The sequence below is a fragment of the Paenarthrobacter sp. PPS72 genome (assembly GCF_048537125.1).
GTDB classification, from domain to species: Bacteria; Actinomycetota; Actinomycetes; order Actinomycetales; family Micrococcaceae; genus Arthrobacter; species Arthrobacter nitroguajacolicus_E.
Genome location: NZ_JBLYIE010000060.1, coordinates 19,896 through 39,330, shown reverse-complemented (window position 1 = coordinate 39,330; position 19,435 = coordinate 19,896). Strand labels below are relative to the sequence as shown.

At 63.5% G+C, this 19,435-nt stretch carries 15 protein-coding genes; 10 read left to right on the top strand and 5 right to left on the bottom strand.

Features of this window, described 5'->3' with window-relative positions; translation table 11 throughout:
• The first annotated feature begins 28 nt into the window (after positions 1–28).
• From ACLRGI_RS20485 to ACLRGI_RS20460, 6 genes are all read left to right on the top strand, one after another.
• Positions 29–430 carry an L-rhamnose mutarotase gene (locus ACLRGI_RS20485; RefSeq protein ID WP_419203301.1) on the top strand — a complete coding sequence of 134 codons (402 nt, stop codon included), beginning with the start codon at positions 29–31 and terminating at the stop codon, positions 428–430.
• Entirely contained in the window at positions 427–1,593 is a 1,167-nt protein-coding gene (gene rhaI / locus ACLRGI_RS20480; RefSeq protein WP_419203300.1) for an L-rhamnose isomerase, read from the top strand. Before ACLRGI_RS20485 ends, rhaI begins: the two co-directional genes overlap by 4 nt.
• Before the next feature lie 8 nt (positions 1,594–1,601).
• On the top strand, positions 1,602–3,644 hold the full coding sequence (locus tag ACLRGI_RS20475; protein ID WP_419203299.1) for a bifunctional aldolase/short-chain dehydrogenase: 2,043 nt from the start codon (positions 1,602–1,604) through the stop codon (positions 3,642–3,644).
• Between the two features lie 8 nt (positions 3,645–3,652).
• On the top strand, positions 3,653–5,173 hold the full coding sequence (locus ACLRGI_RS20470; protein WP_419203298.1) for a rhamnulokinase: 1,521 nt from the start codon (positions 3,653–3,655) through the stop codon (positions 5,171–5,173).
• Positions 5,174–5,327: 154 nt separating this feature from the next.
• A complete protein-coding gene (gene panD / locus ACLRGI_RS20465) occupies positions 5,328–5,759 on the top strand; it encodes an aspartate 1-decarboxylase (protein WP_178995752.1) in 432 nt (143 codons plus the stop codon).
• A gap of 163 nt (positions 5,760–5,922) precedes the next feature.
• Positions 5,923–6,849: an AEC family transporter gene (locus ACLRGI_RS20460; protein WP_419203297.1), complete on the top strand. Its 927-nt coding sequence runs from the start codon at positions 5,923–5,925 to the stop codon at positions 6,847–6,849.
• Between the two features lie 76 nt (positions 6,850–6,925).
• On the opposite strand, the gene ACLRGI_RS20455 is transcribed toward ACLRGI_RS20460, so the two are convergent.
• From ACLRGI_RS20455 to ACLRGI_RS20445, 3 genes are all read right to left on the bottom strand, one after another.
• Positions 6,926–9,562 (bottom strand): trehalase-like domain-containing protein, encoded by a 2,637-nt coding sequence (locus ACLRGI_RS20455; protein WP_419203296.1) that lies wholly within the window; start codon positions 9,560–9,562, stop codon positions 6,926–6,928.
• Between the two features lie 96 nt (positions 9,563–9,658).
• Complete coding sequence (locus ACLRGI_RS20450) at positions 9,659–11,020, bottom strand: aspartate aminotransferase family protein (protein WP_419203295.1); 1,362 nt, start codon at positions 11,018–11,020, stop codon at positions 9,659–9,661.
• Positions 11,021–11,062: 42 nt separating this feature from the next.
• Positions 11,063–12,550: a CoA-acylating methylmalonate-semialdehyde dehydrogenase gene (locus ACLRGI_RS20445; protein WP_419203294.1), complete on the bottom strand. Its 1,488-nt coding sequence runs from the start codon at positions 12,548–12,550 to the stop codon at positions 11,063–11,065.
• A gap of 115 nt (positions 12,551–12,665) precedes the next feature.
• On the opposite strand from ACLRGI_RS20445, the gene ACLRGI_RS20440 reads away from it, so the two are divergent.
• Entirely contained in the window at positions 12,666–14,318 is a 1,653-nt protein-coding gene (locus ACLRGI_RS20440; RefSeq protein WP_419203293.1) for a PucR family transcriptional regulator, read from the top strand.
• 10 nt (positions 14,319–14,328) lie between these two features.
• Here ACLRGI_RS20440 and ACLRGI_RS20435 read toward each other — a convergent pair whose 3' ends face one another.
• Entirely contained in the window at positions 14,329–15,318 is a 990-nt protein-coding gene (locus tag ACLRGI_RS20435; protein ID WP_419203292.1) for an LLM class flavin-dependent oxidoreductase, read from the bottom strand.
• Positions 15,319–15,609: 291 nt separating this feature from the next.
• On the opposite strand from ACLRGI_RS20435, the gene ACLRGI_RS20430 reads away from it, so the two are divergent.
• The gene (locus ACLRGI_RS20430) at positions 15,610–16,614 is read left to right on the top strand and encodes an ABC transporter substrate-binding protein (RefSeq protein WP_419203291.1); all 1,005 of its coding nucleotides are present in this window, start codon (positions 15,610–15,612) and stop codon (positions 16,612–16,614) included.
• An 82-nt stretch (positions 16,615–16,696) separates the two neighbouring features.
• Here the strand turns inward: ACLRGI_RS20430 and ACLRGI_RS20425 are convergent, their stop codons facing one another.
• On the bottom strand, positions 16,697–17,626 hold the full coding sequence (locus ACLRGI_RS20425; RefSeq protein WP_419203289.1) for a threonine/serine dehydratase: 930 nt from the start codon (positions 17,624–17,626) through the stop codon (positions 16,697–16,699).
• A gap of 74 nt (positions 17,627–17,700) precedes the next feature.
• Here ACLRGI_RS20425 and ACLRGI_RS20420 point away from each other — a divergent pair, with 74 nt between their 5' ends.
• Positions 17,701–18,144, top strand: coding sequence for a GNAT family N-acetyltransferase (locus ACLRGI_RS20420; RefSeq protein WP_419203288.1), 444 nt, complete (start codon positions 17,701–17,703; stop codon positions 18,142–18,144).
• 79 nt (positions 18,145–18,223) lie between these two features.
• A complete protein-coding gene (locus ACLRGI_RS20415; RefSeq protein ID WP_419203287.1) occupies positions 18,224–19,429 on the top strand; it encodes an FG-GAP repeat domain-containing protein in 1,206 nt (401 codons plus the stop codon).
• The last annotated feature ends 6 nt before the right edge of the window (positions 19,430–19,435 follow it).

Genomic DNA, 19,435 nt, shown 5'->3' with positions numbered 1-19,435 from the left:
AAAGACGAGTAACCCTGGAGATCAGCACATGAGGGTTTGTTTCCGCTCTTCAGTCCAGCCGGAACTGATGGACGAGTACAAGCAGCGCCACGCCGCCGTATGGCCGGAGATGCTGACCGCATTGAAGAAAGCAGGGTGGAACAACTACTCGCTCTTCCTCGCTCCGGACGGCCAATTGATCGGCTACCTGGAATGCGAAGACTACGAGGCCGCCCAGGCCCGCATGGCGGTGACCGAGGTCAACGCCCGCTGGCAGGCCGGGATGGCCACCCTTTTTGCGAACAGCGACCTTCCTCCTGACCAGGGCTTTGAAATCGTCGAAGAAGTTTTCAATCTTGAGGACCAGCTCGCTGCTGCGGGCGTCGTCACAGATGCCGCCGACACCGCACACATAGACAAAGACCCAGCCCACGAAAAGGAACAAGCATGAACACCACAGAATCGGCCCTGGGCCGTCTAGGGGAACTGGCCATTGAAGTGCCGTCCTGGGCCTACGGAAACTCCGGGACCCGGTTCAAGGTCTTCGGCACTCCAGGCACCCCGCGCACCGTCCAGGAAAAGATCGCCGACGCCGCCAAGGTCCACGAGCTCACCGGGTTGGCCCCCACCGTTGCACTGCACATTCCGTGGGACAAAGTGGATGACTATGCAGCCCTCCGCGAGTACGCCGCAGGGCTTGGGGTTGGACTGGGCACCATCAACTCCAACACTTTCCAGGATGACGAGTACAAGTTCGGCTCCCTGACCTCCTCCAACGAGACCGTGCGCCGCCGTGCGATCGATCACCACCTTGAGTGCATCGAAATCATGCATGCCACGGGCTCCAAGGATCTGAAGATCTGGCTAGCGGACGGCACCAACTACCCGGGCCAGGACGACATCCGCGGCCGCCAGGACCGCTTGGCTGAGTCCCTTCAGGAGATCTACGCGGGTCTCGGCGAACAGCAGCGACTGGTCTTGGAGTACAAGTTCTTCGAGCCGGCTTTCTATCACACCGATGTTCCGGACTGGGGCACCTCCTACGCCCAGACCCTTGCCTTGGGCGAGAAGGCATTTGTCTGCCTGGACACCGGCCACCATGCACCGGGCACCAACATCGAGTTCATCGTCATGCAGCTCCTCCGCCTCGGCAAGCTGGGCTCCTTCGACTTCAACTCCCGCTTCTACGCCGATGATGACCTCATTGTTGGCGCGGCTGATCCGTTCCAGCTGTTCCGCATCATGCACGAGGTTATCCGTGGCGGCGGGTTTGGTAAGGATTCGGGGGTCGCCCTGATGCTGGACCAGTGCCACAACCTGGAAGAGAAGATTCCGGGCCAGATCCGCTCGGTCCTCAACGTCCAGGAAATGACGGCCCGCGCGCTGCTCATTGACACAGCGGCGCTCTCCGAAGCGCAGCGTGCCGGCGATGTCCTGGCTGCCAACGGCATCTTCAACGATGCCTTCTACACCGATGTCCGCCCGGTTTTGGCCGAGTGGCGTGAATCCCGCGGCCTGCCCGCCGATCCCATGGCCGCCTACAAGGCCAGCGGATACCAGAAGAAGATCAACGAGGACCGCGCAGGCGGACAGCAAGCCGGATGGGGCGCATAGGCATGAACATGCAAGAGACGACCACAACCGTTGAAGACCTGATCTCCCGTTCCAACCGCCTCGGAGCGGACAAGCGGAACACCAACTTCGCCGGCGGCAACACCTCGGCCAAGGGCACCGAGAAGGACCCTGTCACGGGCCAGGACGTGGAGCTCCTCTGGGTGAAGGGTTCAGGCGGCGACCTTGGCACGCTGAAGGCTGAGAACCTTGCAGTACTCCGGCTGGACCGGCTGCAGGCACTCAAGGATGTTTACCCCGGCGTCGAGCGTGAAGACGAAATGGTGGCCGCGTTTGACTACTGCCTGCATGGCAAGGGCGGCGCTGCGCCCTCGATCGATACCGCCATGCACGGCCTGGTGAACGCTGCCCACGTGGACCACCTGCACCCGGACTCGGGCATCGCCATTGCGACGGCGGTGGACGGAGAGGCACTGACCTCCAAGGTGTTCGGCAGCAGGGTTGTCTGGGTTCCCTGGCGTCGTCCCGGCTTCCAGCTGGGCCTGGACATCGCCGCGATCAAGGAAGCCAACCCGCAGGCCATCGGCACCATCCTGGGCGGCCACGGCATCACAGCCTGGGGCGCCACGAGTGAAGAGGCTGAGGCCAACTCGCTCTGGATCATTGACCAGGCCGAGGCTTACATCAAGGAAAACGGGAAGTCCGAGCCCTTCGGTGCCACGCTTCCTGGCTATGGCGCCCTCCCCGAGGCCGAACGCAAAGCGAAGGCAGCAGCCCTGGCGCCGGTGATCCGCGGGCTGGCTTCCACGGACAAGCCGCAGTTGGGGCACTTCAGTGATGACGCCGTCGTCCTTGAATTCCTGGCCTCGGAAGAGCGCCCTCGCCTCGGTGCTCTGGGAACGTCCTGCCCGGACCACTTCCTCCGTACCAAGGTCAAGCCGCTGGTCCTGGACCTGCCGGCCGACGCCCCGCTGGAACAAGCAGTCGACCGCTTGAAGGAACTCCACGCCGCGTACCGTGAGGACTACCAGGCCTACTACGACCGTCACGCTGACGAAAACAGCCCGGCGCTGCGCGGCGCGGACCCGGCAATCGTGCTGATCCCCGGTGTTGGCATGTTCTCGTTCGGCAAGGACAAGCAGACCGCACGCGTGGCCGGCGAGTTCTACATCAACGCCATCAACGTGATGCGCGGCGCCGAAGCGATCTCCACGTACGCACCGATCGAGGAATCCGAGAAATTCCGCATCGAGTACTGGGCGCTGGAACAAGCCAAGCTCGCCCGGATGCCCAAGCCCAAGTCGCACGCCACCCGCATCGCGCTGGTGACGGGTGCGGCGTCGGGTATTGGCAAGGCGATCGCCACCCGTTTGGCATCCGACGGCGCCTGCGTCGTCATTGCAGACCTCAACCTTGAGAACGCGCAAAAGGTTGCCGAGGAACTGGGCGGTTCCGACGTCGCCATCGGCGTCCAAGCTGACGTGACCGACGAAGCCCAGATCGCCGCCGCCATCCAGGAAGCCGTGCTCGCGTTCGGCGGCCTTGACCTGGTGGTCAACAACGCCGGCCTGTCCATTTCCAAGCCGCTGCTGGAAACCACCGAAAAGGACTGGGACCTGCAGCACAACGTCATGGCCAAGGGCTCGTTCCTGGTGTCCAAAGCCGCTGCCAAGGTGATGATCGATCAAGGCCTGGGAGGAGACATCATCTACATCTCCTCCAAGAACTCCGTTTTCGCCGGCCCCAACAACATCGCCTACTCCGCCACCAAGGCGGACCAGGCCCACCAAGTCCGCCTGCTCGCCGCCGAACTGGGCGAGTACGGTGTCCGCGTCAACGGCATCAACCCCGACGGCGTGGTCCGCGGATCCGGAATCTTCGCCGGCGGCTGGGGCGCCAAGCGCGCTGCAGTCTACGGCGTGGATGAGCAGGAACTGGGTAAGTACTACGCCCAGCGCACGCTCCTCAAGCGCGAAGTCCTTCCGGAACACGTGGCCAACGCCGCATCCGTGCTCACCAGCAACGAACTGTCCCACACCACCGGCCTCCACATCCCCGTGGACGCCGGCGTCGCGGCAGCATTCCTGCGCTAGGGCTGGCAGTGAACAACGGAACCAGCGCGAACAGCGCCCCGGCACACGCCGGGGCGGTGTTCGCTCACAACACGGTGTTCGCCGCTATCGATATCGGTGCGTCCTCCGGCCGCGTCATGTTGGGCCGCGTTTCACCTGAGTCCGGGGTGTCGCTTGAGACCATTCACCGCTTTCCCAACGGGGTTGTAGAGCTCGACGGCGGCCTCCGCTGGGACTTCAACGCCCTGTTCGCTGAGGTGCTCAAGGGCCTGTCGGCCGCTGCTGACGTGTCAGCCACGAACGGCGAGCGCATTGTGAGCATCGGCATCGACACGTGGGCCGTGGACTATGGCCTGGTGAACAAAGCCGGGGAACTCACTGCGCAACCGTACAGCTACCGGGACGAACGCAGCCGGGCAACAGTGGAGCGGGTGCACTCAGCCATTCCGCCGGAGAAGCTGTATGCCAGCACCGGTTTGCAGTTCCTGCAGTTCAACACCCTGTACCAGCTGGCGGCGGAGCAGAACCTGGACGGGGTGCAGGCTCTCTTGATCCCGGACCTCATCGCTTTCCTGCTGACTGGTGTGCGGCGGACTGAGGCCACCAATGCCTCCACCACCGGACTTCTTGACGCTGTCGCGGGCGAATGGGCCACGGATTTCCTGGATGCCCTCCGATTGCCCCGGAACATCTTCCCGCCTCTCATCCAACCTGGTGAAACCATAGGCACGCTGTTGCCCGCGATCCTCAAACAGACGGGCCTGCCTTCGGACACCACCGTGGTGGCCGTGGGTTCGCACGACACTGCCTCGGCCGTGGCGGCCGTCCCCGCACGGGTTTTGGGAACAAGCGGGGACCAGGATTTTGCGTACATTTCCTCAGGGACCTGGTCCCTGGTGGGCGTGGAGTTGAACGCCCCGGTGCTGAGCGAAGCGAGCCGCAAGGCCAATTTCACCAACGAACGGGGCGTGGACGGCACCATCCGTTACCTCCGCAATGTCGGTGGCCTCTGGCTCCTCAGCGAATGCCAGCGTGCGTGGGCTGCCCAAGGCTTCAGTCAAGCACTGCCGGCGCTGCTCGATTCAGCTGCTGCGCTTCCTGCCGGAGGTCCGCAGATCAATGCCGATGATCCTGCTTTCACAGCGCCCGACAATATGCCGGACCGCATCCGGGCAGCCGTGCGCAACACAGGTGCTGTGCTCCCGGACCGGCCTGCCGCCGTCGTGCGTTGCATCATGGACAGCCTCGCCGCCGGGTATGCCCGGACACTCGCCGACGCCGAACGGCTCACCGGACGCAGCACCGGCGCAGTGCACATTGTGGGCGGCGGCTCGCAGAACCGGCTCCTGTGCCAGCTCACTGCTGACGCTACCGGCAAGCCCGTGATCGCCGGGCCCGTCGAGGCAACTGCGCAGGGCAATGTCCTGGTCCAAGCACGCGCTGCCGGGGTGGTTGCCGGCGGGCTGGCGGAGCTCCGTGGGCTGGTGGTGGCAGGTACCACCCTTGAACGCTACGAGCCGGCCCATGAAGTCAGCGGTGTACCTTCCTGACCCTCTTTGGTAAAGGGACGGCCGCGAAACAACCTGCAGCGGTTGCTTCGCGGCCATCCTGCCATCAATCAAGGTCAGGAGGCCACACGGCCACCAGCCCGAGTCTGGTACGTCACAGCGCCGGATGAGGGTGCCGCGCTAAACTGAACGCATTATGATCCGCACAATGTTCAAGTCCAAGATCCACCGCGCAACGGTGACCCACGCCGACCTTCACTACGTCGGCTCTGTCACCGTAGACCTGGACCTCCTGGACGCGGCCGACATCCTTCCCGGCGAGCTGGTCTCCATTGTTGACGTCACCAACGGCGCCCGCCTGGAGACGTACACGATTGCCGGCGAGCGCGGTTCCGGCGTGATCGGGATCAACGGAGCGGCGGCCCACATGGTCCATGTTGGCGACACCGTCATCCTCATCACCTACGCGGAGATGACCACGGAAGAGGCCCGGACGTATGAGCCCCGGGTTGTCCACGTGGGCAAGGACAACAAGATCCTGCAGCTCGGCAACGACCCCGCCGAGGGCCACACGCCCGGGCTCATGCGCCCGCCCCACGCACTCAGTAACGCGGCGCACCTTAGCTAAGGCTTTTACAACAACGTTCGACGCCGGCACTCAGGTGAGTGCCGACGTCGAACGCGTTTCCTTGGTCCGTATGACGGAACTCTCCTGAGAAAACGCTTACTCAGATCGTATTTGTGGCTAAGCTGTCTTTCGTGACCCAACGAACCCCCGTCCACGCAGCGCTATGATCGGCGTCCTGTCCGGGTTCTTCGTGGTGTGGGCCATCATCCTGGTGGGCATGTTTGTGGGCCGGCGGAACATCCTGGGTGAAAACGCCCGGTCCGTGCTGAGCTCGCTGACGTTCTTCGTGGCGAGTCCGGCCCTGCTGTTCGAGACCCTGAGCAAGGCCAAACTCCACGACGTTTTCGCGGCACCCTTGTTGGTCACAGCCGTGGGGGCAGTAGCGACGGGCCTGCTGTTCTTCCTGATCGCAAAGTTCTGGCTGAAGCGCGCCCTGCCGGAAGCCCTCATGTCATCCATGAGCGCTTCACTGGCAAACTCAGCCAACCTTGGCATTCCCATCGCTGTCTTTGTGCTGGGCGACGCCAGCTATGTGGCACCCTTGTTGATTTTCCAGTTGGCGTTCTTTACCCCGATGTACCTCATGGCCCTCGATGCCAGCACCAGCTCGCATCGCACCACGTTCCTTCGCTTCCTGCTGATGATCGTGAAGAACCCCATGATCGTTGGCTCGGCACTGGGCCTCCTGGTTGCAGGCACCGGATTCCAGGTCCCGACGCTGATCTTGGAGCCTATCCACCTCATTGGTGGCGCCGCGATTCCGGCCATGCTGATGTCGTTCGGCATGAGCCTGAATGGCTCAAAGCCGTTGCAAAAAGCCGCGGGCCGGCGGTTGGATACGTTGCTGGCCAGTGGATTCAAGCTGATTGTCCACCCCTTGATTGCGTACCTGTTCGCGCGCTTCGCCTTGGGCATGGACGGGCACGCGCTGTTTGCCGTAGTGGTCACCTCAGCGCTTCCCACAGCACAGAACGTGTTCGTGGCGGCGAACCGTTACCAAGCGGGAATCACCGTAGCCAAGGACACCGTGCTCATCACCACCATCGTGGCGGTGCCGGCCATGATCGCCGTGGCATTGCTGCTCACCTAGCGCTGCCGCACCCAAGTAGGTCGCAGTTCAGGTCGTTCCCGGGGCTGGGAACGACCTGATGTGCTACCCAGTTGGACTACTCCACGTCCGCGCTGGCCAGATAGTAGTCCAGGAGCTGTGCGCAGCGGATGAAGCCCAAATGCGAGTACGCCTGCGGATGATTGCCCAAGTGCGTTTCCGTGCCGGGATCGTACTCCTCCGGCAGCAGGCCCGTGGGTCCGAACAATGCCACCAACTGGTTGAACAACTCCAGGGCGTCATCCAAACGGCCAACGGCAAGGTACGCCTCGATCAGCCAGGTTGTGCAGATGTGGAAGCCGCCCTCCAAACCCGGCAGTCCGTCGTCGTACCTGTACCGGAAAACGGTGGGCCCCACGCGCAACTCGCGTTCGACGGCAGTGACAGTATCCAGGAACCGCTGGTCCTGGACGTCCAGCAAGCCGGAGAGTCCGATGTGGAGGACCGCGGCGTCCAGGTCAGGGCTGTCATAGGCCACGGTGTAGGAAGCCGCGGACGAATCCCAACCCTCCCGCAGGACTTCCTCACGGATGGTTCCGGCAGTGGGCGCCCAATCCGCATGCGCAGTACGCCCATGCAAAGCGGCAGCCCGAAGGGCCCGATCCAGCGTTACCCAACACATGACCTTGGTGTACACGTGGTGCCTCGGAGGCCTGCGGGCTTCCCAAATTCCGTGGTCGGGCTCGTGCCAGCGGGCCAGCACCGCGTGCGCCATCTGCTCCATGAGGAACCAATGCTCATCAGGCAGGAACCCACGCCGTTCGGCAAGATCGTGAATCAGCTCGGTGATAGGTCCGAACACGTCCAACTGCACCTGATGGTCTGCCGCGTTTCCAATGCGCACCGGTCGCGAGCCCGCATAACCGGGCAGGCTCTCCACGATTGCCTCCGTGGAAAGCGGCGCACCGGTCACCGAATACAGGGGATGCAGCCACTCGGGCCCTGGAGCATTCTGGAGGATGCGGTCCAACCAAGCCAGGAATCCGTCGGCCTCATGCGTGGAGCCCAAGGACACCAGCGCGTTCACGGTCATGGAACCATCCCGCAGCCAGCAATACCGGTAATCCCAGTTGCGGGTTCCGCCGATCCCCTCCGGCAGCGATGTGGTGGGCGCAGCCAACACGGCCCCGGTGGGCTCGTGGACGAGCGACTTCAGCACCAGCGCTGAGCGACGTACCAAGGACGTCTTGATGGTGGGCAGCTGCAGCGCCTTGATCCAGTCCCGGGAGGACTGCCCGACGGCGGCCCGTCGGTTTGGTTCGCCGGCCGGGTCTGCGGACGGCGGCTCGGTGTCACCGCAGCGAAGGTTCAGCACCACAGGTCCGTGATGGAGGGGAATTTCAGCGGTAGCGGTGGCGTATTTGCCGTCGCTGGTGATCCTGAAAGCAGCCCCGGGCGCAGAGAGGATGATCGGATCCGAGGTCCCCATGATGTGGACCTCGTCGCCCCGGATCTCCATGCTGAAGGGCGCGTTGGCGTAATCGGGCCGGGGCGCGAACACCACGCGGGCAGTGCCGGTCCCGGAGAGGACCCGCACCAGGCTGGTGATGCCGTCCGGCGCCGGCTCCAGGTAATCGGTTACGGTTACATCGGCCCAGCGCGTCTCCACGATCATGGTGTTATCCACATATCGCTGCGCCAGCACCTGCGATGCCTTCACCGGCTCGATGCTGAAGTGGCCGGCAGGTTCACCGCCGAGAATATGGGCAAAAATCGACCCGGAGTCCGGCAACGGGTGGCTCATCCAGCAGACCTTCGCGTCCGGGGTAAGCAACGCGGTGGAGCTTCCATTGCCGATCATCGAATGCCGCTCCAGCCCCACGGCATCTTCACCGAACAGCCAGGCCCGCCGGAGTTCGAACAGCAAAGCCAGCACGTGCGCAAAGGCTTCCGGGTCCGGAAGGGTGTGCGCCGCCGTCGTATCCCCCGGTCCTACGTGCAATCCAAGGTCCGGTCCGCGCAGGGTGGCGATTGCCTTTTCGTCGCTTTCGGCGTCGCCGGCATACAAGGCGGCACTGACACCCAGCCGGGCGCGGAGCTGCTCAAGTGCCTGGCCTTTGGCCGGTTCTTCAACGGTCAAATCCAGCACTGTTCCATCAATGATGAAGTACAGCCCGAACTCGATGGCAATCTTCTGCGACAGGAATATCACCCGCTCCACTACCTCGGGGGTCGCCGGTCGCGTATGCACAGCAACACCCACGGGCTTGCGGACAATGCTGATGCCCTTCTCGAAACCCACTGCTTCCGTCAATGCGGTCGCCACTTGCTGGAGCAACTGTTCCGTGGCGAGCGACAAGGTGTACGCGTATCCCATGTCGAACTCCACGCCATGGGAACCCACCAGATGGACCTCGGCAGGAAGCCGCGACACCGCAGCCAGATCCCGCAATGACCGCCCTGAAATAATGGCAGTATGCGTGTTCGGCAAGGCCGCGAGCGCACGGAGGGCCACGGCAGCGCTATCCAACGGCAACGTTTCCGTTGACACTCCCTCAGCGGAGCAGAGCGTTCCGCCGTAATTGCAGGCCACCAGCAGACCCGGGACCCGTGCGAGTGCCCTGAGCTCTGCGAACAACTGCGGCGTGATGCCGTTCTCCGCGTCAGGCTGGAGGACGGTACGAAGGAGGCCAAGCGGGAGCGATTTCATGAGCAATGCCGAGTCGGCCACTGCTTGGTTCAGGTGCGTCGGCATGGCGAATCCTTCCGGAGCGGATAGCTATAGTCTCCGCCCGGACGGTTTCGCTTGACTACCTAGTAGATTGCAAATGAGTAAAGCTTTTCCTTGGATTTATGCCGCGAACGTGTCCGCGATGTCCAGGACCTCGTCCAGAATGGCCAGGCCTGTCCGCGCATCCTCAATGCTGATGTTGCAGGGCGGAACCACATGGATGCGGTTGAAGTTCGCGAAGGGGATGAGTCCACGCGACTTGCAGGCCGCCACGAGTTGGTTCATCTCGGGGCTGGAGGAGCCGTACGGGGCCAGCGGTTCACGGGTACCGCGGTTTTTGACCAGCTCGATTGCCCAGAAGACACCCCGCCCCCGTACTTCGCCAACGGACTGGTGACGTTCCGCGAATCCGGCCAGTGCCGGGCCGATCACGTCAGTGCCCAGGCTCGCCGCGTGCTGCACCATGCCTTCACGTTCCATGGCGTTGATGGTAGCGACTGCGGCCGCGGTAGCCAGCGGGTGGCCGGAGTAGGTCAGCCCGCCGGGATAAGCCCGGGTACCAAAAGTGGCTGCGATTTCCGGGCTGATGGCGACGCCACCGAGCGGTACGTAGCCCGAGTTCACGCCCTTTGCGAACGTGAGCAGGTCCGGAACAACATCAAAATGCTCCACGGCGAACCACTTGCCTGTGCGACCGAAGCCGGCCATGACCTCGTCGGCGATGAAGACGATGCCGTGCCTGGTGCACAGCTCCCGCACTCCCCGCATGTATCCGGCAGGAGGAACGTAGATTCCCGCCGTTCCGGGAATGCTCTCCAGCATGATCGCGGCGATGCTGGAGGGGCCTTCGAATTCAATGAGCTGTTCCAGGTGTTCCAGCGCCCGCTGGGTTTCCTCTGCCTCGGTGGTGGAGTGAAACACCGTGCGGTAGAGGTACGGCGGGAAGAAGTGGAGGGTGCCTGTGGACCCGTTGTCACTGGCCCACCTCCGCGGGTCCCCGGTGATATTCACTGCCAAATGCGTTCCGCCATGGTACGAGCGGTAAGCGGAAAGGACCTTGTGGCGTCCCGTGTGCAGCCTGGCCATCCGGACGGCGTGTTCGTTGGCATCTGCCCCGCCGTTGGTGAAGAAGATGCGGTCCAGCTCCCCCGGGGTCCGCTCGGCAATCAACCGCGCGGCCTCCGAGCGGGCGTCGTTGACGTAGCTGGGGGCAATCGTGCACAGCTTGGCTGCCTGTGCAGCGATCGCCGCGATAACGGCAGGGTGCTGGTGTCCGATGTTGGTATTGACCAACTGGGAAGAGAAGTCCAGGTATTTATTGCCCTCACCGTCCCAGAGGTGCGATCCCTCTGCTGCGCTGATGACCATGGGATCCAAGGCGTCCTGTGCGGACCAGGAGTGGAAGACGTGCTTGCGGTCCAGATCGTAGGCACGTTGTGCTGCCTCGCGGTCCATATGTGTCGGTTCAAGGATGACGGTCATGGTGGTTGTCCTGACGTCGGCGGTTAGGAGTTCTGGGGGCGCTTAGGAGTTTTGGGGGAAGCCGAGGTTGATCCCGCCGTGGCTGGGATCGAGCCAGCGGGTGGTCACGGCCTTGCCTCGGGTGAAGAAACCGACGCCTTCAGAACCGTGGGCATGCGTGTCGCCGAACAGGGAGTTCTTCCAGCCGCCGAACGAGTAATAGGCCATGGGTACGGGGACGGGGACATTGATGCCCACCATTCCCACCTCAACCTCGTTCTCGAAACGGCGGGCCGCACCGCCGTCGTTGGTGAAAATCGCGGTGCCGTTGCCGTACGGATTGGCGTTGATGGTGGCCAGGGCGTCGTCATAGCTGTCCACCCGGACCACCGAGAGCACGGGTCCGAAGATTTCCTCCTGGTAGATGGACATGTCGGTGGTGACGTGGTCGAACAGTGTGGGGCCTACAAAGAAGCCGTCACCTTCGGCGTCGGGAACAACGCCCCTGCCGTCGACGACGAGCGTGGCACCCGCCGCTTCACCGGCGTCGACGTATCCAGAAACCTTGTCCCTGTGCTGGGACGTCACCAAGGGGCCCATGTCACAACCACGCAGGCCGTCACCGGTGCGCAAGCTGCGGGCGCGGTCAGCGATTTTGTCCACCAGCGCATCGGCGATCTCACCTACTGCAAGCAGTGCTGAGACAGCCATGCAGCGTTCACCGGCGGAACCGAAGCCGGCGTTGATGGCGGCATCGGCAGCGAGGTCAAGGTCGGCGTCGGGCAGCACGATCATGTGGTTCTTCGCGCCACCCAAGGCCTGGACCCGCTTGCCGTGGGCAGTGGCGGTCTCGTAGACATACTTGGCGATCGGGGTGGAGCCTACGAAGGAGACGGCCTTGATGTCCGGGTGCGTCAGCAGGGTATCAACGGCCACCTTGTCACCGTGAAGGACGTTGAACACGCCGTCGGGCAGGCCGGCTTCCTTCCACAGCTCGGCTACCCAATTGACGGCCGTGGGGTCCTTCTCGCTGGGCTTGATGATCACGGTGTTGCCTGCGGCGATCGCGATGGGGAAGAACCACATGGGAACCATTGCCGGGAAGTTGAACGGGCTGATGATTGCAACCGGGCCCAATGCTTGCCGGATGGAGTGGATATCCACCTTGGTAGAGGCGTTTTCGGTGTAGCTGCCCTTGAGCAGGTGCGGAATGCCGCAGGCGAACTCCACCACTTCCTGGCCACGGCTCACCTCGCCAAGGGCATCATCCAGGACCTTGCCATGCTCTGAGGTGATGATCGCGGCGAGCTCATCCTTGCGGGAGTTGAGGAGCTCACGGAAAGCGAAAAGGACCTGGGTCCGGCGCGCCAAGGAGGTATCGCGCCATGCCGGGAAGGCAGCTTTCGCGGCGGCGACGGCGGCGTTGCCCTCCTCCACGCTGGCCAGGGCAACCTGTCCGGTTACCTTCCCCGTGGCCGGGTTGGTCACAGGAGCCGTACGCTCTCCGGCGGGGACGTAGCTTCCGTTGATCCAGTGCTCGATGGTGTTCAAGAGTTCTCCTTGGTGCGGTCCGACGTTTGAAGGCTGGAATCAGTTTGGCCGTCGTTAAGCGCGCACAGTAGGGGCTATCTGTAAAGGAATCTTTACTTGGCCTTACACTGTGTAAATGCTGCCCACAGTGAGTGCCGTCCTTGAGCTGCCTGTGTTGCGGGACGCCGCCCCCAGCGTGCTCGGCGGTGCGAAGAGTTTGGACGAACCTGTTCGCTGGGTCCACGTCAGCGAGATCCTCGACGTCGGCGGCTTGCTGTCGGGCGGGGAATTGGTGCTGACCACAGGGCTGGAGCTGGAAAAGTCCCCGGAGGAGTCGGCGTCATTCATCCGCTCGTTGGAGGCGGCAGGCGCGGCCGGCTTGATCGTGGAACTCGTTGGACAGCGGAACCGCAGCCGCGAGGCTTTGGAGAAGGCAGCCCGGAACGCATCAATGCCGGTGATTGTTGTGGAACGGAGGGTGCGGTTTGTCCAGGTCACGGAGATCGTCCACAGGATGATCGTGGCTGAACAGCTGGAACGGGTGGAACGCGCCCGGGACGTCCATGAAGCGTTCACGGTACTGAGCTTGGAAAGTGCAGACACCCAACGAGTGGTGGATCAAGCGGCCACCATGATCGGTGCTTCGGTAGTGCTGGAGGATCTCTCCCACCTGGTGATTGCCTACGCGGGCCGGCACGTCTCCACCACGGACCTTCTGGAGGACTGGGAGCGACGATCCAGGACCACCCCCTTCCCGGCGCACACTGCACGGTCCGGACCGGAGCAATGGCTGCAGGCGGCAGTCGGGGTACGGCAGCAAGTCTGGGGCAGATTGGTTGTGCCGATGCCTCCGGCGGCTTCGGAAGCCGATGAGGACATGGCCATTATGGTCCTGGAGCGGGCAGCCCAGACCCTTGCCATCAACCGCCTGGCGGACCGCGATCAACGCGAACTCAGCCACCACGCACAGGCCGGCCTCCTGAACTCCCTTCGGCAGCCCCGAGGACTCAGCGAAGCGGAGGCGCTGGCACGTGCGGGATCCTTGGGCTTGAAACGCTCTTCCTATTACGTGCCGCTCGTTTTCAGGACCGCCCTCCAAGCGTGGGGTTCGCCCGTCCTGCCCGCCGACCCCTTGGCCGGGCAGCAGGACGAGCGCGAACTCCTGGACAGGCTGGCCAAGGCAGTGAAATCCAGCGCCGGCACGGCCTTGGCCGCAAGCATCCAGTCAGGCTCCGTGGGGATGATCCTCGCCCTCCCGGCCAGGCAGCAGGAGGAATCTACGCTACAGATCCTGGCCGATGCTGCCGCGGGGCCGGAGATTGAAGCCAACTCCGCAGCGCCCCGTGCCTGGATCCTTGGAGTTGGCCGAATGAAGGCAACGCTTTTGGAAGCCGCTGCGGGCATCGACGAAGCCGCCCATGTAGCGGAGAGCGCCGCAACGCTTCGCGGAGAGGGCAAGCCTTACTATCGAGCCACGGACGTACGCCTTCGCGGGCTGCTGGCTCTTTTACGCAAGGATCCCCGCGTCCAGCAATTCGTGGAGTCGGAATTGTCCGCCGTCCTCCAGGCGGAAGCAGAGGGCAAGGGTGAATATCTGGAGCTCTTGGGCCTCTATCTCGGGTCCGGTGGCAACAAAGCCGCCATGGCACGCAGCGGCTACCTGAGCAGACCCACGCTTTATGCCCGTCTCGCCAAGTTGGAGGAACTGCTGGCCGTAGACCTGGATGACGCCGAATCGAGGACCTCGCTGCATGTGGCGCTCCTGGCTCACCTCATTCGGGGCCGGTAGCCGCCGGGCCCTACGCGCTCACAAGCCCCGCTACCTCGGCCACGAGTTCCACCGACCGCAGGCGCTCATCAGTCCCGATGCTCTGGTGCGCCGCGATGAGTTCGTCGGCATCGGCGAACGCTGCAAACTCGTCGAGGTAGTCGCGCACTACGTCCTTGGTTCCGACGGCGGAGAACTTCATCATTTGGGCGATGTGCTGGCCCTGCGGTGAATCGAGCACCATGTCAGCCTCGTCATCGGTGAACTCCCGGCCGCCACCAAAGAACAGTGAGACGCGGGCGCGCTTCACAGCGAGATGGATGGCCTGTGCCTCGGAGTTGGAGTCCGCAGCAGTAACGTTCACACCGGCGATCACGTGCGGCTCGGACAACTGATCCGAGGGCTTGAATTCGCGGCGGTAGATGGCGACGGCATCCTGCAGTGCAGCGGGCGCAAAGTGCGAAGCGAAGGCGTACGGAAGACCCAACTGGGCGGCCAATTGCGCGCCGAACAGCGAGGACCCCAGGATGTACAGCGGCACGTTGGTGCCCTTGCCCGGCGTCGCTTCGACACCCTGGATACGGGTGGGGCCGGTGAGGTAGCCCTGCAGTTCCAGGACATCCTGCGGGAAGCGGTCTGAGGACGTGTGGTCGCGGCGCAGCGCGCGCATGGTGTTCTGGTCGCTGCCGGGGGCACGTCCGAGGCCCAGGTCAATCCGTCCCGGGTGCAGTGTCTCCAAGGTGCCGAACTGCTCAGCGATGGTCAGCGGCGAGTGGTTGGGCAGCATGACGCCACCGGCCCCGAGGCGAATGGTCTTGGTGTGGGCTGCGACGTGCGCGATCAGCACGCTGGTAGCGGAGGAGGCAATGGCAGACATGTTGTGGTGCTCGGCGTACCAGACGCGGCGATAGCCCAGCTCTTCGGCTTTCTGCGCCATGGCCACGCTGCCCGCGAGGCTTTCCGCCACCGTCTGGCCCTTCCCGATGGTTGCCAGGTCGAGGATGGAAAGAGGAACAGTCACAGGAAAGCCTTTCGGTACGTTTTGGCACCCGCACGGTTGATTGCCGGGCACTCTAGCGACAACGACGGCGGCCCCCGGCTTATTTCTGTGAGTTGCGTCGCGCGGTCCTTTCCGGCGGTTTTTGGGGCTGTTTTGTGACACCGTTCGACGCCCGATTAACCGCCGTGAACCCCTGTATCCCAACGTTTCACATCGCTTTGACCCACTCCTGGGGGCTGCCGGATAGTTGCAGCCACAACGACGCATCAGACCCCGCTCTCGCGATGATCGCGACGAACCCAAGGAGAAAAAATGGCACGCTTTGCTCTCAAGACCGGCGTCACCGCGGCGCTGGCCGCTACGGCGCTACTGGGGCTGGCGGCCTGCTCGGATCCCGGGGCGACGGCCGCAACGGGGGCCTCAGCCCCGCAGGGATCGGCAAGCGCAAACGCTTCATCCAGCTCGTCCACGAAAGAGTTCAACCTGACCCCGCAGCAGGACCGCATCAAGGTGGCGGTGGACTCTTCCGCGGCCGCACTGGTGCCGGACGCGATCAAAGCGGATGGCAAGCTGACTGTGGTCACCACCGGCGGCACTCCCCCGCTGAGCACATTCGCCACGGACAACAAGACGCTTATTGGCAGCGAAGTGGATATTGCCTACGCGGTGGGCGAGAGCTTGGGCCTGCAGGTAGAGGTGCTCCCGGTAGCGTGGGCCGACTGGCCGCTGGGCGTCGAATCCGGCAGGTACGAGGCAGTCCTTTCCAACGTCACGGTCACCGAGGCGCGCAAGGAGAAGTTCGACTTCGCCACGTATCGCAACGACCTCCTGGGCTTCTACGCCAAGACCGGCTCGGACATCTCCACCATCAAGGAAGCCAAGGATGTAGCCGGAAAACGGATCATCGTGGGCTCCGGCACCAATCAGGAAGCCATCCTGGTGCGCTGGGACGAGGAGAACAAGAAGAACGGCTTGAAGCCGGTTGAGTTCCAGTATTACGACGACGACTCAGCGTCCCAGCTCGCCCTTCAGTCCGGCCGTGCGGACCTCACGTTCGGACCCAATGCGTCCGCCGCATACAAGGCAGCGAAAGACGGGAAGACCAAGGAAGTGGGCACGTTGGAAGGTGGCTGGCCGCTGAAGGCAGAGATCGCCTTCACCACCCAGAAGGGCAACGGACTTGCCGTCGCCGCACAGGCGGCTCTTAACACCCTCATCAAGGACGGAAGCTACGCCAAGATCCTGGACCGCTGGGGACTCTCATCCGAGGCCATTCCTGCGTCCGAGCTGAACCCGGCAGGCCTGCCCAAGAAGTAGGAACCGCTGTGGCAGGGCACCCTGCCGACGCCGAATCCCCGCCGGACACCAACCGGCGGGGATTCTTGCGCCGCCAATCGAACTAGAAGTGGGCGGGATCGGTGTTGGCTCCGCAGAGGATCACAGCAACGGTTTCGCCCGCCCGTGGAGCGTAGGCTCCCGAAAGCAACGCCGCGTAGGCCGCCGCAGCGCCGTGCTCCACCACGATGCGGTGCTTCTCCCACAGGGCACGGCGCGCTTGGACAATGTCCTCGTCCGTCACCAGCAGGCTTTGGACACCGGTACGCCGTGCAACTCCGAAGCCGATCTCTCCGATCCGCCTGGCTCCGAGGGAGTCCGCGGCAATCCCGGACACGGACACATCCACGGGTTCGCCCTGGGCAAGCGCCGTGTGCAGGGTGGGGACTGTCTCGGGCTCGACGCCCACCACCTGTGCCCTGCCTTCGGCCGCCGCAGCAATACCGCCCATCAACCCGCCGCCGCCAACAGCAACGAGGATCGTGTCGACGTCGGGCAGTTCGTCAAGGAGCTCGAGCCCCACGCCACCTGCGCCGGCCACGATCTCGGGCTGATCATAGGCGTGGCAGTAGAGCGCGCCCTTCTCCTCGGCGAAGCGAATCGCAGCAGCGTAGGCCTCCGCGTACTCGGCTCCGCCTTGGACTACGGTGGCACCGATGGCGTAGAGCTTATGGACTTTGTTGGCTGGTGCCGACTCAGGGACGAACACAGTTGCCGGTACTCCAAGTTTGGTCGCTGCGTAGGCATTGGCAAGCCCTGCATTCCCACCGGAAGCCACCACGATGCCAACCTCGGGGTTGAGCTCGCCGTTTTCCTTCGCCGTGAGAAGCCTGCTGAAAGCGCCGCGTGCCTTGAAGGAGCCGGTGTGCTGCATGAACTCGCACTTGAACCACAGGTGGTACGGCTCCTGGTTGCCACTCTCGGCCAGCGGCGTGTGGCGAACCCAGCCTGCCGTCCGTGAGTACGCTGCTTCTACTTCTTCGCGTGTGACCATCGTGGCTGCACCTTTCGTCCGTTTCATCCTATGGTTTTCGGCGGCCTCGAATCGTCCGGCATAGGCTTGATGGTATGTCCGCTGACTTTGCCCTCCGCCCCTCCGTGGCCACCGACGCCGCGTGGATTGCCGAACTGCGCGCAGTAGTGATGCGCCCGGATCTCGAGCGGTTGCAGCGTTTCGATCCTGTACGCGTCCGCGAGCGCTTCTTGAACGGCTTCCGGCCCGAGCACAGCTACATCATTCATTCCGACGGCGTAGACGCAGGCGTGATCGCTGTCCGCCCCGAGCCGGACAGCCGATGGATTGAACACTTCTACGTGGCTCCGGCACATCAGGGCAAAGGGTTGGGCAGCGCAGTCCTTCGCCATGTGATGTCTGCTTCCGTAGACGAGCGCCCGTTCCGTCTGAACGTGTTGCAGGGTAGCCCTGCCCGTCGCCTCTACGAACGTCACGGCTTCGTTCTGGAATCCGAGGACCCCGTCGACGTCTTCATGGTGGCACCCGTCAACCCCTGACCTCCCGCACGGAAGTGCGATAACCTCAGCACACACCACGCGGCAACGACGCGCGCGCGACACTTTCCGGGGGGGAAAAATGGGGATCTTTCGATCGCGCTCGTTGAAGCGCGCAGCTACGACCACACTGGCAATCGGACTCTTGGGTTGCGGGTTGACCGCTGCCGGCCCAGCCACTGCTGCAAACCAGCCGACACCGTTTATCGACGGCGTTCCGTACGTCGGCTCTGAAATGCGCCGGCAGTACAACTACGACTATTGGGGCTGCAGGAACCCGGACGGCTCCGGCGATGCGATCACTCTGGAATGGTTGCGGGACGGCGAACCACTTCCTGCCGAGCGTCAGGGTGAAACCTTGCGGGTCCTCCCCGAGGATAAAGGCAGCCGCATCTCCTTGAGGGTTTACCCGCTTACCCCCGGCGAACCAGGCTGCCCCACCGGGACACAGCTCAGCGCCGAGACCAAGCCCATCAAAGCCTCCAGCCGCGCCATGGGCTGGACCGGCCGCGGTAACTTCGAGCCCCTGGCCCGCACCCACGATGGCCGGCTCGTCCTATACCCGAGGACGTACGTCTATCACGAAGGCAGGTGTGAGGGCCCGTGCCCGGGCTATGCCGGTTCGTGGGATGAACCCCGGCAGGTCGGGGCCGGCTGGAACATGTTCAACACGGTCTTCTCTCCCGGAGATTTCGATGGCGACGGATTCAATGACCTCCTGGCAAGGAACGCGTCCGGCCAACTGTTCCTTTACCCCGGAGACGGCGACGGCGGTTGGCTTCCCACCCGGCAGGTAGGTGCCGGGTGGAACATCTTCGATTCCATCGTGGGCCCCGGGGATTTCAACGGTGACGGCAGCAATGACGTCCTGGCACGAAACGCGGGCGGCGATCTGTTCCTGTACCCGGGCGATGGAAACGGCGGCTGGCTCGCGCCAACCAAGGTGGGTTGGGGCTGGCAGGTCATGAACAAGATCATCACTGGCGGCGACATGAACGGTGACGGCACTGTGGAAGTCTTCGGCCGGGACCACAGTGGTGGCCTGCAGCTGTATTCCGCCGACGGTCAGGGCGGCTGGGGTTCCCAGGCTTACATGGGTAGCGGCTGGAATGACTTCCAGGATGTGGCAGGCCTGGGCAGTTACCGCCACCAGAAGTACAACGACCTTGTTGCCATCAACGCCAACGGCAACCTCGTGTTGTATTCCACCGGGGCCCTGACCACAGGCCTTAATGGTCCGTACGGGCCTGCTGGCACCGGCTGGAACGTGTTCAGGGAACTCCTCTAGTTCGCC

What these genes read in the sequence shown, in the direction of transcription:
- ACLRGI_RS20430 (WP_419203291.1), top strand. Translation starts at nt 15,610, where the DNA reads ATGGCACGCTTTGCTCTCAAGACCGGCGTCACCGCGGCGCTGGCCGCT.
- ACLRGI_RS20460 (WP_419203297.1), top strand. Translation starts at nt 5,923, where the DNA reads ATGATCGGCGTCCTGTCCGGGTTCTTCGTGGTGTGGGCCATCATCCTG.
- ACLRGI_RS20450 (WP_419203295.1), bottom strand. Translation starts at nt 11,020, where the DNA reads ATGACCGTCATCCTTGAACCGACACATATGGACCGCGAGGCAGCACAA.
- ACLRGI_RS20485 (WP_419203301.1), top strand. Translation starts at nt 29, where the DNA reads ATGAGGGTTTGTTTCCGCTCTTCAGTCCAGCCGGAACTGATGGACGAG.
- ACLRGI_RS20475 (WP_419203299.1), top strand. Translation starts at nt 1,602, where the DNA reads ATGCAAGAGACGACCACAACCGTTGAAGACCTGATCTCCCGTTCCAAC.
- panD (WP_178995752.1), top strand. Translation starts at nt 5,328, where the DNA reads ATGATCCGCACAATGTTCAAGTCCAAGATCCACCGCGCAACGGTGACC.
- ACLRGI_RS20440 (WP_419203293.1), top strand. Translation starts at nt 12,666, where the DNA reads ATGCTGCCCACAGTGAGTGCCGTCCTTGAGCTGCCTGTGTTGCGGGAC.
- rhaI (WP_419203300.1), top strand. Translation starts at nt 427, where the DNA reads ATGAACACCACAGAATCGGCCCTGGGCCGTCTAGGGGAACTGGCCATT.
- ACLRGI_RS20420 (WP_419203288.1), top strand. Translation starts at nt 17,701, where the DNA reads ATGTCCGCTGACTTTGCCCTCCGCCCCTCCGTGGCCACCGACGCCGCG.
- ACLRGI_RS20415 (WP_419203287.1), top strand. Translation starts at nt 18,224, where the DNA reads ATGGGGATCTTTCGATCGCGCTCGTTGAAGCGCGCAGCTACGACCACA.
- ACLRGI_RS20455 (WP_419203296.1), bottom strand. Translation starts at nt 9,562, where the DNA reads ATGCCGACGCACCTGAACCAAGCAGTGGCCGACTCGGCATTGCTCATG.
- ACLRGI_RS20425 (WP_419203289.1), bottom strand. Translation starts at nt 17,626, where the DNA reads ATGGTCACACGCGAAGAAGTAGAAGCAGCGTACTCACGGACGGCAGGC.